10 protein-coding genes and 3 rRNA genes are annotated in these 13,430 nt (G+C 44.1%); 4 read left to right on the forward strand and 9 right to left on the reverse strand.

What is annotated here, in order from left to right; translation table 11 throughout:
- The 3 genes from RBH88_RS09335 to RBH88_RS09345 are packed head-to-tail and all read right to left on the reverse strand — an operon-like array spanning position 1 to position 2,129.
- A complete protein-coding gene (locus RBH88_RS09335; RefSeq protein WP_213691728.1) occupies positions 1 to 522 on the reverse strand; it encodes a chemotaxis protein CheW in 522 nt (173 codons plus the stop codon).
- Between the two features lie 30 nt (positions 523 to 552).
- Positions 553 to 1,071: a YfcE family phosphodiesterase gene (locus RBH88_RS09340; protein WP_213691727.1), complete on the reverse strand. Its 519-nt coding sequence runs from the start codon at positions 1,069 to 1,071 to the stop codon at positions 553 to 555.
- 8 nt (positions 1,072 to 1,079) lie between these two features.
- Entirely contained in the window at positions 1,080 to 2,129 is a 1,050-nt protein-coding gene (locus tag RBH88_RS09345) for a homoserine dehydrogenase (RefSeq protein ID WP_213691726.1), read from the reverse strand.
- Between the two features lie 157 nt (positions 2,130 to 2,286).
- Between RBH88_RS09345 and RBH88_RS09350 the strand changes: the two genes are divergently transcribed.
- Genes RBH88_RS09350 through RBH88_RS09360 form a run of 3 tightly spaced genes read left to right on the forward strand, consistent with a single transcriptional unit; the run spans position 2,287 to position 4,624 of the window.
- Positions 2,287 to 2,658 (forward strand): hypothetical protein, encoded by a 372-nt coding sequence (locus RBH88_RS09350; protein ID WP_213691725.1) that lies wholly within the window; start codon positions 2,287 to 2,289, stop codon positions 2,656 to 2,658.
- A gap of 19 nt (positions 2,659 to 2,677) precedes the next feature.
- Positions 2,678 to 3,424, forward strand: a complete 747-nt coding sequence (locus tag RBH88_RS09355) for a hypothetical protein (protein ID WP_213691724.1) — start codon at positions 2,678 to 2,680, stop codon at positions 3,422 to 3,424.
- A gap of 24 nt (positions 3,425 to 3,448) precedes the next feature.
- Entirely contained in the window at positions 3,449 to 4,624 is a 1,176-nt protein-coding gene (locus RBH88_RS09360; protein WP_307879577.1) for a hypothetical protein, read from the forward strand.
- Between the two features lie 82 nt (positions 4,625 to 4,706).
- Here the strand turns inward: RBH88_RS09360 and rrf are convergent.
- From rrf to RBH88_RS09375, 3 genes are all read right to left on the reverse strand, one after another.
- Positions 4,707 to 4,822, reverse strand: a 5S ribosomal RNA gene (rrf, locus tag RBH88_RS09365).
- A 66-nt stretch (positions 4,823 to 4,888) separates the two neighbouring features.
- Positions 4,889 to 7,873, reverse strand: a 23S ribosomal RNA gene (locus RBH88_RS09370).
- 127 nt (positions 7,874 to 8,000) lie between these two features.
- Positions 8,001 to 9,531: ribosomal RNA gene (locus RBH88_RS09375) — 16S ribosomal RNA — on the reverse strand.
- Together the 16S, 23S and 5S rRNA genes form the textbook arrangement of a ribosomal RNA operon.
- Before the next feature lie 351 nt (positions 9,532 to 9,882).
- Between RBH88_RS09375 and RBH88_RS09380 the strand changes: the two genes are divergently transcribed.
- Positions 9,883 to 10,422 (forward strand): nitroreductase family protein, encoded by a 540-nt coding sequence (locus tag RBH88_RS09380; protein ID WP_213691970.1) that lies wholly within the window; start codon positions 9,883 to 9,885, stop codon positions 10,420 to 10,422.
- A 93-nt stretch (positions 10,423 to 10,515) separates the two neighbouring features.
- Here RBH88_RS09380 and RBH88_RS09385 read toward each other — a convergent pair whose 3' ends face one another.
- From RBH88_RS09385 to RBH88_RS09395, 3 genes are all read right to left on the reverse strand, one after another.
- The gene (locus tag RBH88_RS09385; RefSeq protein ID WP_213695692.1) at positions 10,516 to 10,911 is read right to left on the reverse strand and encodes a rhodanese-like domain-containing protein; all 396 of its coding nucleotides are present in this window, start codon (positions 10,909 to 10,911) and stop codon (positions 10,516 to 10,518) included.
- Between the two features lie 165 nt (positions 10,912 to 11,076).
- Complete coding sequence (gene phoU, locus RBH88_RS09390; protein WP_307880082.1) at positions 11,077 to 11,808, reverse strand: phosphate signaling complex protein PhoU; 732 nt, start codon at positions 11,806 to 11,808, stop codon at positions 11,077 to 11,079.
- Positions 11,741 to 13,408 (reverse strand): Na/Pi cotransporter family protein, encoded by a 1,668-nt coding sequence (locus tag RBH88_RS09395; RefSeq protein ID WP_213695691.1) that lies wholly within the window; start codon positions 13,406 to 13,408, stop codon positions 11,741 to 11,743. Before RBH88_RS09395 ends, phoU begins: the two co-directional genes overlap by 68 nt.
- Positions 13,409 to 13,430: the final 22 nt, after the last annotated feature.

Below are 13,430 nucleotides of genomic sequence, written 5' to 3' on the forward strand. Positions count from 1 at the left end.
CTAGCCTGCGATTTCCGAGTCTAGCTCATCAGCAAGAATAACATCAAGATCAAAAAGCGTAACGAGATCAAGAAGCACGACAAGCCGTCCGCCTTCTTGTTTTATAACTCCCAAAAGATATTTCTTTTCCATAGAGGTATCCAGTTGAATATTCTGTTCTATCTGAGAGTCAAAGACAGTACATACTTCGCGAACTGAATCGACTAAAATACCAAATTGAATATCATTCCATGAAACTACAACGATTCGAGAATCTTCAGTCAAAGCTTTTTCTTCCATCCCCAACTTCAATTCCATATCAAATACTGGGACGATCGTGCCACGAAGATTTATTACTCCACGAATGTAATCTGGAGCGTTAGGAACGCGTGTAATTACTGGCGGGACTCGAACAATTTCCTTCACTTCATTTACGTTCAGAGCAAATTCTTCCTTGCCAAGAGAAAAGACAAGAATGATTTGCTCTTCTCCTCTATCTTCCTGAGCTACATTTTCAATATTCTGCGTCTGAGATACATCCATTTTAGGTACTCCTCCTTGTGGAATCCTTATCTACCACTGTTCATGATGCAAAAGAACGCCATCTAACGTAATGATCCGTATATCATGCTCTTCGATTAGAGCTATGCTTGCCGGATCTCGCCCGCGGGGTAAAGAAGCCCCTCCCGGATTTAAAAACCACGTTTTCCCTTCTCTGACAAGTGAACCTACATGAGTATGACCAGATATGACAAGATCTGCTTTTGCATTTAATGCTAAATGTCGTAGTTGAGAGAAATGAGAGCCGTGATTTAAGAGTATAAGTTTGCCGGCCCACCATATTGTCACGTAAGGAGAAAGTATAGGCCACTTCAGCCACTCCTGATCCCGAGAAAAATCACCGTTGCCTTTTGCAATAAGAACGGGAACAGAAGAAGCATTCATCATATCGGCTAGTCCAGTATCAACTCCACTTTTTAAAACATCTCCTGCGTGAAGAATGGCCTCCACATCACCCCATATATTCAAAGCCTTCTCCCATGCATCTGCGTGACCATGTGTATCGGCAATAACACCAAGACGACGAGACATCCTTTCTCTCACCTCCTCATAGAATCGACAATGGAAAGAACGTCACGTAAAAGGGCAAAAGCTGCTGATCGACGGCCAGCACCAGCACCTTCTATACATATCTCCCCCATTGTATCAGTCGAGATAACTGCACCATTTGTTACGCCATAAAGAGTAACGAGAGGATGATTGGCCGGTAAGGCCGCTGGGGCTACTTCTATGTAAACGTTCTGGCCTTTCCTTTCTATTCTTGAAAGGAGACGCACCACTCCACCTTTAGTTCTTGTCCTGTTAAGCATTTCAGGAGTAACTTCACGAATTCCTTTTACATGTATTTTATCTTTTGTAAGCATGGGAGAGCCCATAAGTGCTTGAGCTACAATCATTGCCTTATAAGCAGAGTCCCAACCATCAATATCTATACTGGGATCAGCTTCTGCATATCCTCGCCTTTGCGCATCAAGCAGTGCATCATCAAGAGTGCTTCCCTGACGCATTTGCTCAAGAATATAATTACATGTTCCATTCAAAACTCCTTCAAAAGACAGAACTTGAGTTGCAGGCAATCCATGTCGGACTAAAGAAAAGAGAGGGGTTCCACACATAACAGTTCCCTCAAAAAGGAAATGAGCTTTATTAACCTGAGCCAGTTTTGATAAAGGGTGATACCAAAGAGCTACTGGAGATTTGTTACATGTAACAACTGATTTTCCTCGCAAGAAGGCTCTCTCGATAAAAGAACGAGCCGGCTCTCCTGTTTCCAAACTTGAAGATGTTGTATCTATGAGAACATCATATTCTCCGTTACAAAGTAACTCTTCAAGAGAAACAGAATCACGATTTTCCTTAGCGTACAGTATCTTACCATCGATACGCCCTGTCTCTTCTTCTGCCTTAAAAACCTCATTAATATCAAGTCCTCGCGGGGAATATATATTTCCTCTTCTTCGCGTAGCTATTCCGTTAATTTGCACTGAACTTTTAAATTGAGAAAAAATTTCTTCTTTTTTTCGTATCAGTAGAGAACAAAACTCACGCCCAACGTTGCCAAAACCAAGAAGAAGAATAGATAAATTCATACAAACTCCTCCAACGCATAATCATTACAGTGCTTCAGCTTGGATAATGTTTTATTTTATCACTTTAGGTAGTGCTTCGTCTTATGTCTATTCATGTTGTATTATTTCTAAATAGAAAATAGAATAGTTCTATATCATACGGAGGGAGTTCTTATCTATGAGCGAACACATTTCTCAGGAATCCGTTTTAAAGGAACTTAAAAATCTCGTGGAGTCTTCTTCTCTTGTAACAGCCAGATTAATAGAAGCAGTCTCACTTAACTCCCAGCTTGCATCCTCTTCCACCCCCGAAATGCAGGATCTCTTTCATCAGTGGATCAACTATATTGCTGGAGAAATTCTAAACATCGCCAATAAAAATGAAACTGTCAACGTAAAAGAAGTGGCAGAGAGTATTGGCGTGTGCGAAACGACAATTCTTTCTCTGCTTCTCTACCTTGAAAGAAATGGATCAATAATTGTTGAAAACGTCACAGTAAAAAAAGGAAAGGGTGAAAATCAGGAATTGTGCCACTGCCTCCGTTCATAAAAAATAATGAGGTGATAGTATGGCAACAGATTTACAACTCTTGTCAAAAAAGGCTCGCAGAAGAGCGGCTCTCGCTGAGGCAGGGTTAGAAAAATCAGCCTCTTTTGATGTCTTATATAGTAATATGAGTTATATTTTTTCTGACATTCTCAATGAACAACAACTTTCAGAAACTTGCGATACATGCATCCAATATGAGATAAATACTCTTTTTGTTCCACTTCTTGCTGTTCCTTATGTGTCCAAGCGTTTTTCAAAAGAAAAAATAAAGGTGGGAGCTATTATAGACTACCCCTTAGCAGGGCTCCCTCCATCGTTAAAACAAGACGCCATACTCTGGGCGGCAAAAAATGGGGCAGATGTAATTGTTGTCCTCATAAGATCTGACGTCATGCATCAGAACAGTGATCATAACGAACTACGTCAAGCGCTTATCTCATACAGAAACGTTTTACCTTTTGATTTCCCTCTCTATTTTGCTTTTAATTCGTATATTTTATCTGAGGAGGAAATCATCACTTTTGCCAGATATTCAGAAATCGCTCGCGCCTCTGGCATCATTTGTATCAAGTACACGAGACAACAACATATTTTACAGAATATAGCTCTTTTACGCTCTGCTTCTCCCGACACAATGAGTGTGGGATTTTTAGGAAATAGCAAATCCTGGCAAGAGATAGAAACATTAAATGCTGCCGGAGCTGATATGGTCATTACATGTTGTCAACCTGATCTTTTTCGATATCCTTCTCATTTTAAATTTTAAAATTTAAATAATGGGGGCATGGTAATGAATAGCAATTCATCAAGCTATATAAAGCGACTTTCTATTCCACCAATTATTTCTATACTAATTATCCTCATTTTCATTACAACTCGAAATTCCTCTTCGAAAATACAACTCACTCCCTTATTTTCTATTCTCTTACTTTGTTATATTGCCAGCTGTATTTACTATTTTTTTTCGAGTAAGTGGGGACAAAATCACGAAGTTTGGGGGTATCAATTTTTTTCGCAAGGGCTCATCATTGCGGTATTCGGATCTATACTTGGTCAGCATTTCCTAGTTTCATGGCTAGGTGTAACTTTAACCATGGTAGGTCTTATCCTTATGGGAAATAGCTTTTATTCCCATATTTCTTTCCACTTTCAGTGTAAAAACGCTACTGAAAGCATAGAAAATAGTGCCTATCAACCTATAGATATACTCTCTTGCGAGCATTCTCTCGAAATTTTTCCCTTTCCAGCTCTTATTGAAAAAGATGAGGAGAGTTTTCCCAATGGGAAAATGGAAGAACTAATTTCCCTTGATTCAATAGAACCCCCTTCCTCCGCCTTTATAAAAAAACAAAAAAATTCAGATGGTGTTATAACGCTGCCTTCTGGAGAATGGAAGGTTATTGAACATTCAAAAGAAGATATGAAAGCCCTTTTTTTAATACCACATATGAGTAACGAAAAAGAAAATGCAACAAAAACTCTGGGAATATACGATGAGACGGGGCTTTACACAAAGGAATATGCTGTAATTCGAGGGACACAAGAATTAGAAAGATCGTATAGATATCGCCGCTGGCTTTCAGGGCTTCTTATAAATTACTCCATCTCTGACTCTAATAACCTCATAGACGAAAACAAGCATACTCAACTTTTTGAAAAATTTAGTTCCCATCTTATTAAGAATCTACGACATACGGATCTCATATTCCTAATCGAAAATAATGAAATACTTGTTATGCTACCAGAAACGCCGCGTGACGGATTAAAAACCATAAGCAGCCGTATAGAAGATATGGCTTCAATACTTATAGAAAATGATAACAGTATCAGTCACTTATCAACTTGTTGCAAAATCAATTTACGAATAGGAAGTGTTTTTGTAAGTGGGAATGAAAAGATAACATATAAAGATTTTATAGCTGCACTGAAAAGATCAATTAAAAAACAAAACGAAGAAAGCATTTAACTCAAATTGTTTCATGCCAGAGAAACCAAAGGAATTATCATAGGAAATTATAGTAAGGAAGGATGAGGGTATAAAAAAAGATCTCTGGCGGCGACCTACTCTCCCACAGATAGCCTCTGCAGTACCATCGGCGCTGGAGGGCTTAACTTCCGGGTTCGGCATGGAACCGGGTGTGACCCCTCCGCTATTACCACCAGAGATCTCAAACTTTTATTCTTTCGTACTCTAAACACAGAAATCGAGGAAAGAAAACCAAGAGAAAGTGAGAATAAGGCCTCGATGTATTAGTACCGGTCAGCTAAGAGCCTCACAACTCGTACACTCCCGGCCTATCTATCCTGTCGTCTTCAGGACACCTTACTTCCCTATCGGAATGGGGTATCTCATCTTGGAGGCGGCTTCCCGCTTAGATGCCTTCAGCGGTTATCCGACCCGAACATAGCTACCCGGCTTATGCAGCTGGCGCTACAACCGGTACACCAGAGGTTCGTCCACTTCGGTCCTCTCGTACTAGAAGCAGATCTCCTCAAATACCCTACGCCTATGGTGGATAGGGACCGAACTGTCTCACGACGTTCTAAACCCAGCTCACGTACCGCTTTAATGGGCGAACAGACCAACCCTTGGGACCTGCTTCAGCCCCAGGATGCGACGAGCCGACATCGAGGTGCCAAACCCTGCCGTCGATAGGAACTCTCGGGCAGGATCAGCCTGTTATCCCCGGGGTAGCTTTTATCCGTTGAGCGACGGCCCTTCCACTCGGAACCGCCGGATCACTAAGACCAACTTTCGTTCCTGCTCGAAACGTCTCTCTCACAGTCAAGCCACCTTATACCTTTGCGCTCTCTATGGGCGATTTCCATGCGCCCTGAGGTGACCATTGCGCGCCTCCGTTACTCTTTAGGAGGCGACCGCCCCAGTCAAACTGCCCACCTGACACTGTCCTCTGTGTCGTTTCAGACCTCAAAGTTAGAACTTCGGCATGTCAAGGGTGGTATCCCAACAACGGCTCCTGCAAAACTGACGTCCTGCATTCACAGCCTCCCACCTATCCTGTACATAACAGACCAAAATCCAATATCAGGCTACAGTAAAGCTCCACGGGGTCTTTCCGTCCCACCACAGGTAACTGGCGTCTTTACCAGTACCACAATTTCACCGGGTCCCTCGTTGAGACAGTGCTCAGATCGTTACACCATTCGTGCAGGTCGGAACTTACCCGACAAGGAATTTCGCTACCTTAGGACCGTTATAGTTACGGCCGCCGTTTACTGGGGCTTCATATCAAAGCTTCGCTTACGCTAACCTCTCCATTTAACCTTCCAGCACCGGGCAGGTGTCAGTCCCTATACTTCGGCTTGCGCCTTATGCAGAGACCTATGTTTTTAGTAAACAGTCGCCTGAGCCTGGTTTCTGCGACCACCCTTAGCTCTGTATCGTATATACACATCACCAGAGTGGCACCCCTTCTCCCTAGGTTACGGGGTCAACTTGCAGAGTTCCTTAACGAGGGTTTTCCCGCTCACCTTAGCCTTCTCAGCTAGCCCACCTGCGTCGGTTTCGGGTACGAGCAGCTTAAGACCTCCCTAGAGGCTTTTCTCGACAGCCGAGCTTCAATGACTTCGGTTCCGTAGAACCTCCCCTTCAGGTCTCAGAACTAACATCGCGGATTTGCCTGCAATGCCTTCCTACTCCCTTGGACCGGGTATTCCATCACCCGGATCACCTAGCTTTCTGTGTCACCCCTTCAGTAATAACGGTCTCAGGCTGGGGCAGGAATGTCTACCTGCTATCCATCGACTACGCTCTTCAGCCTCGCCTTAGGTCCCGCCTAACCCTGGGTGGATGAACCTTCCCCAGGAACCCTTGGGCTTCCGGTGAGTACGTTTCTCACGCACTTCTCGTTACTTATGCCGACATTCTCACTTCCATACAGTCCACACGACCTCTCGGTTCGGCTTCACCCCGTACAGAACGCTCCCCTACCGATAGTTGATACTCATCAATTATCCCGCAGCTTCGGCAGTATGCTTAGCCCCCTACATTTTCGGCGCAAAAGTCCTCGACCAGTGAGCTGTTACGCACTCTTTAAAGGGTGGCTGCTTCTAAGCCAACCTCCTGGCTGTCCAGGCACTCTCACATCCTTGCCACACTTAGCATACACTTTGGGACCTTAGCTGACGGTCTGGGCTGTTTCCCTCACGACCACGGACCTTCTCACCCGTAGTCTCACTCCTGCAATACAGTTATGGTATTCGAAGTTTGGTTGAATTTGGTAGGACCCCAGTCCCCCGCATCCATCCAGTGCTCTACCCCCATAACTGAACTCGCAAGGCTGCACCTCAATGCATATCGGGGAGAACCAGCTATCACCGCACTCGATTAGCTTTTCACTCCTATCCACAGCTCATCCAAGTCTTTTTCAACAGACAATGGTTCGGTCCTCCATCCGGCTTCACCCGGACTTCAACCTGGCCATGGATAGATCGTACGGCTTCGGGTCTATTAAACGAAACTCGCGCCCTATTCAGACTCGGTTTCCCTACGGCTCCAGTGCTAACGCACCTTAACCTCGCTACGTCTAATAACTCGTCGGCTCATTTTACAAAAGGCACACCGTCACGCGCCATACATCGCTGTATGGTTGCGCTCCGATTGCTTGTAGGCACACGGGTTCAGGTCTATTTCACTCCCCGCCAGGGGTGCTTTTCACCTTTCCCTCTCGGTACTGATTCACTATCGGTCACCAGTAGTATTTAGCCTTGGATGATGGTCCACCCTGATTCAACCGGAATTCCACGTGCTCCGGCCTACTCGGGAGATGTCTACAGAGTACATTTCCTGTCACCTACAGGGCTGTCACCTTCTATGGCGTGCTTTCCCAACACACTTCAACTAGAAAATGTATTGATAACTCTGTCGTGAGCCTGCGGACTCACTTTGACATTCCCTCGACCCCAAATACACAACGACCGCAGTCTTGACATGTATTCGGTTTAGGCTCTTCCCCTTTCGCTCACCACTACTCAGGGAATCTCTTCGATTTCTCTTCCTCCGGCTACTGAGATGTTTCACTTCGCCGGGTTCCTTCCCTTACGGGATGCCTGTACTCCTACAGGCGGGTTGCCCCATTCGGATATCTGCGGATCAATGGTCGCTTGCACCTCCCCACAGCTTTTCGCAGCTTGCCACGTCCTTCATCGGCTACTGGTGCCAAGGCATCCACCGTATGCCCTTTATACCTTATTCTCTTACTTTCCCTCGATTACTTCCCTCTATTCCTATGTCAAGGTACAAAAGCGAAACAGGTAAGACGAAAATTCTTCACAGTCATTATCTACAAGAGAATATACATCCCCTTGTCATTTCTCCTTAGAAAGGAGGTGATCCAGCCGCACCTTCCGGTACGGCTACCTTGTTACGACTTCACCCCCCTCACCAGACACACCTTCGACGGATCCTTCCATTGCTGGTTAAGCCTCCGGCTTCGGGTGCACCCAACTCGGGTGGTGTGACGGGCGGTGTGTACAAGGCCCGGGAACGGATTCACCGCGGCTTGGCTGATCCGCGATTACTAGCGATTCCTCCTTCATGTAGTCGAGTTGCAGACTACAATCCGAACTGAGACCGACTTTGTGGGATCTGCTTGCCTTCGCAGGCTTGCTTCCCGCTGTATCGGCCATTGTAGCACGTGTGTCGCCCTAGGCATAAGGGCCATGATGACTTGACGTCGTCCCCACCTTCCTCCAGCTTGTCGCTGGCAGTCCATCCAGAGTCCCCGACTCTACTCGCTGGTAACTGGATGCAGGGGTTGCGCTCGTTGCGGGACTTAACCCAACATCTCACGACACGAGCTGACGACAGCCATGCAGCACCTGTGTACGCTCTGTACCCGAAGGTACAGTCCTTCACCTTTCAGATCCGTACCACGTACATGTCAAACCTAGGTAAGGTTCTTCGGTTTGCATCGAATTAAACCACGTGCTCCACCGCTTGTGCGGGCCCCCGTCAATTCCTTTGAGTTTCAATCTTGCGATCGTACTCCCCAGGCGGAATGCTTATCGCGTTAACTCCGGCACGGATGCCTCTCGACACCCACACCTAGCATTCATCGTTTACGGCCAGGACTACCGGGGTATCTAATCCCGTTCGCTCCCCTGGCTTTCGCGCCTCAGCGTCAGTTGCTGGCCAGTAAGCCGCCTTCGCCACTGGTGTTCTTCCCGATATCTACGCATTTCACCGCTACACCGGGAATTCCGCCTACCTCTCCAGCACTCTAGATACCCAGTTTCAACCGCATACATGAGTTGAGCTCATGCCTTTTACAGCTGACTTAAATATCCGCCTGCGCGCCCTTTACGCCCAGTAATTCCGGACAACGCTCGTCCCCTACGTATTACCGCGGCTGCTGGCACGTAGTTAGCCGGGACTTCCTCGTATGGTACCGTCACTTCCTTCTTCCCATACAACAGAGGTTTACGACCCAAAGGCCTTCTTCCCTCACGCGGCGTCGCTGGGTCAGGCTTGCGCCCATTGCCCAATATTCCCCACTGCTGCCTCCCGTAGGAGTCTGGACCGTATCTCAGTTCCAATGTGGCCGGTCACCCTCTCAGGCCGGCTACCCGTCATCGCCTTGGTAAGCCTTTACCTCACCAACTAACTGATAGGACATGAGCCCCTCCTTCAGCGGATTACTCCTTTCACCTCTCGGCATATGGGGTATTAGCAGCCGTTTCCAACTGTTGTCCCCCTCTGAAGGACAGGTTCTCATGCATTACTCACCCGTCCGCTACTAAGAACACATCATCTCTCCTCCGAAAAGTCGTGATGATATGCCTCCGTTCAACTTGCATGTGTTAAGCACGCCGCCAGCGTTCGTCCTGAGCCAGGATCAAACTCTCCATGAATTTCTTTTAAATTGACTGGCTTCCTCTTCGTCTCACCTATTCACTTTACAAGGTTCTGCGCTGCCTTTCGAGCGGCGCGAAGGGTATGATATCATTTTTCCAGAAGAAGTCAACACTAAAAAAGCAAAATCTCTAAAACCACAAAAAATGTACTATCCCTTGCTACCACTGGTTTTTTACCATAAAACCATATTTTTTCTTATTTTAAACAACTATTGTCTAAATATTGAATACCTTCGACATCTCAAAAAACACGCTGTTTCCCTGGCTACTATCCATAAAGCAGACTGCTTCTGCATGCTAATATATAATATTAAAATGAATAGATATTGTACTTTGGGAGGGAATGTCTTGGATTTTACAGATCTTGTAAAGAAAAGATATAGTGTAAGAAAATATGATTCTCGTCCTGTCCCCATATCTCTCATCGAAAACTGCATGGAAGCTGCAAGGTTAGCTCCTTCTGCCTGCAACTCCCAGCCATGGTCTTTTATTATCGCTAATACCCCTGAAAAAGTAAGCGCTTTGGCAAAAGCAGCCTTCAGCGGCATATATTCAATGAACTCTTTCGCTGCAAAAGCCCCCGTCCTTATAGTGGTCGTTGCTCAACATTCTCGATACAGTGCAGCTTTAGGCGGCTTTTTCCGTGGGGTACAATTCAGTCTCATGGATGTAGCTATTGCCTGCGAACATATTTGCTTGCAGGCGACAGAACTAGGATTGGGGACATGCATGCTGGGATGGCTTGATGAGAAAAATTTAAAAAAAGAATTGCTTCTTCCCTCATCTGCAAAAATAGATATTGTAATAAGTATGGGCTATCCTGAAAATAATGATGTCGTTCGATCTAAAACAAGAAAAACATTAGATGATATAAGACGATTTCTTTAGTTTATAAAAAAAGATGGATAGGGCTCATAAAGAGCTCCGTCCATCTTTTTTCTACGCCTACAATCTCACACGGAGAATTTATTTTTAAATTCCTCAGGCTTCGCAACTTTCTGTTTTTATATCACAACAACGAGCTTCTAAAGGCAAATATGTAAGATCACATTTCATTCCACCCTTAAGGGAACATGCATTATATCCTAACAATCTCATTAGAGAAACAACTTGCCCAGCAGACTGCCCCGAATAACAACAGACAATTACTTTCTTATCTTTAGGAATCTCATTTAAATGATCTCCCACTTCGCTCCAAAAAATATTAACAGCACCTTCGAGATGTTCTTCTTCATAGTCTTCAGGTTTTCTAATGTCGAGAATGTAAACTTCTTCTTTTTTCATTACTTCTTTCAATTGCTCACAACTAATGAGATTGTTACACCCTTTTTTGAGATCCTGGAAATAATCTGCGACCGCTTCTACGATTGTTTTCAAGACAAAACCTCCCTTTAGAGATCGTTGTAAGTAATGATAATCAATATCAATATTGCATGAGGAGAGAGAAATTGTCAATAAGAAACAGAAAATTCATAACTATTATGAACGTTATTTATAAAAACGTTTTTGCATTATTTTTTAAACTGTATTTAAAAGAATTACTTACATTTCTTGCTGTTTTTCTTCCATGATCTGTTTTAAGCGTTTTCCAGTAATAATAAAGTATGATTTCTCCGCAACATTGGATGCATGGTCTCCCACTCGTTCAAGATGACGGCCTATCCACATCAAAGCAGCTGCACATTGGGCAGTAACTTTATCCCCTTTCGGTTTAAGGGCTATGATTTGAATAAGTTCTTCAAAAATATTGAAATAGAGAATATCAAGTTCCTGATCTTTTAAGTAAACTTCCTCGGCTAATGCAGGATTATTAGTCTCAAAAGCATTTAGTGCATTTCGAAGCATCTCTGTCGAAATATTCTTCATTTTAGGAATATCTATCAACGGCTTTAAAAGAGGATATTTGTTAAGAAAAAGTACTCGTTCAGCTATGTTAACGGCTTCATCGCCTATTCTTTCAAGATCTGTAACTATTTTTGCTACAGCAAAAACAAATCGGAGATTTTCTCGAACTGGCTGTCTCATCGCTATAGACCCTAAGCACTCTTGATCTATTTCCACTTCCAATTTATCTATAACATCATCATTGTCTATTACCTTTTGCGCAAGGTCATTGTTTCTTTCAACTAAAGCCTCTACGGCAGAGGCAACGGCTTTTATACATTCCTCTCCCATTTTATGAACCATAGAAAGAATTCTTTTTTTATCACTTGAGTAGAGAATCATTTCCGATGTCAGTTCCTGCTCTGGCTCTTTCTTCTTCCCAAAAAGCATCACCGTCCTCACCTCTTTCTCTGATTTTTCCTCCTTTGGCAACTTCTAACGAAGCAGCAACTATTACTCGTAAGGTCGCTAAGAGACTCCAAAGGACGGCATCTTGGCGACAATTAAAAAGATGTCCGCGAAAAACCATAATCTGTCTTAACAATTCATCACGAGATCGAAATTCTTTCGCAAGTTCCAACGCCTTCTGAATACTTACAGCGTCATCAAGCGCAAAAGCGCGAAGACTATAACGGACAACATCAACTGAGAGAGAAAGATACTTTTGCCACTCCTCTCGTTGCAATTCACTGGAGAGACGATCTTCTATTCCTTCTTGCCATAAGGTGTAAAGTTTGCCTGTCGCAGTTTCAACAAGCTCTGCCATAGATATAAGCGAATACGAAATTGTTGCATATGACTCCATTTGAGAAGTATTATCGACTGGTGCCGGTATAGCAAACATATAGTCGGAACACTGCTCTAAAAGAGACGGGATCCCTCGCTGTAATTGATAAATCTGCCTTTTATAATCAGGGGCAAAAAAAAGCATATAGATAAAAGTTTCAATGTAATTTGCCAACCGTGTAATTTCTTTTTCCAAAAGAGGAACGGCAAGAGGCGGAAAATCGGTAAGACTTTCATCAAGATAGATAGCTTCTCCCGGATCTTTCGCAATTTCAGAAGAGAACCACTGCCCACTCATAACAGCAGAGCGACGTACAAAAGGCAAAAAAACAACAACATTGAGGACACTCAACCCTACTTGATAAGCTGCTAAACGCATTTCTGAATCTGCAATAAGCAAAGAAACCGAACGCAGTATAAAGGGCGCAAGAGCTATTCCTGCCACAACTCCTAAACAACGATAGACAAGAGAAAGCCAAGCAAGCCTTCGCGCATTAACACGTGCGCCAAGACTAAAAAAAAGGACGGTAACAGACGTTCCTAATCGAGCACCTAAAACTAAAGGATAGAAAGCTTCAGCTGAAGCAACACCAGAAGAAATCAAGGCTATTCCAATGGCAATAACAGCCGAAGATCCCTGAGTAAAAGATGAAACGATACAAGCTACGGTAGCGAGAAGAAGAGGCTTTGTAACAAGTTGTGCGATAAAACCTCCAAATGCAGGGGTTTCAATAAGAGGGGCAAATCCAAGCTTTAAGAAGAACATCCCTGTCAAAATAAAAGCTAACCCCTTTATAATTGCCCCTACTTTCTTAAGCTTCTCAGTTTTCCCGTGAGAGAGAAAAAATCCTAATGCTAAAAAGAAAGGAGCAAGGGCAATAACGTCAAGAGCAAGCAAAGGAGCAACCAAAGTAGATCCAACTCCAGCTCCCATCATGACCAAAATAGATCCCTCATAAGGAAGAGCATGGATGTCAACGAGACCTACCGCAAACGCTGTAGCGGCAGTTCCACTCTGCGCAACGGCGGAAAGCAAAACACCCAAAGTAAAAGCCGACGATTTTTTATGCCCCATGGATGTTAACAGTTCTTTGCCGCGGCTCCCCAGGTTTCTTCTAAATGCTTTGTTGCTTTCTTCAAGACCATATAAAAGGATGGTCATTCCTCCAAGCATTAAGGCATAAGAAGAGAGATCTGAATACATTCATCATCACCCTTTTAAAAAG

The organism is Aminobacterium sp. MB27-C1, assembly GCF_030908405.1.
In the GTDB taxonomy this organism is placed as follows: Bacteria; Synergistota; Synergistia; order Synergistales; family Aminobacteriaceae; genus Aminobacterium.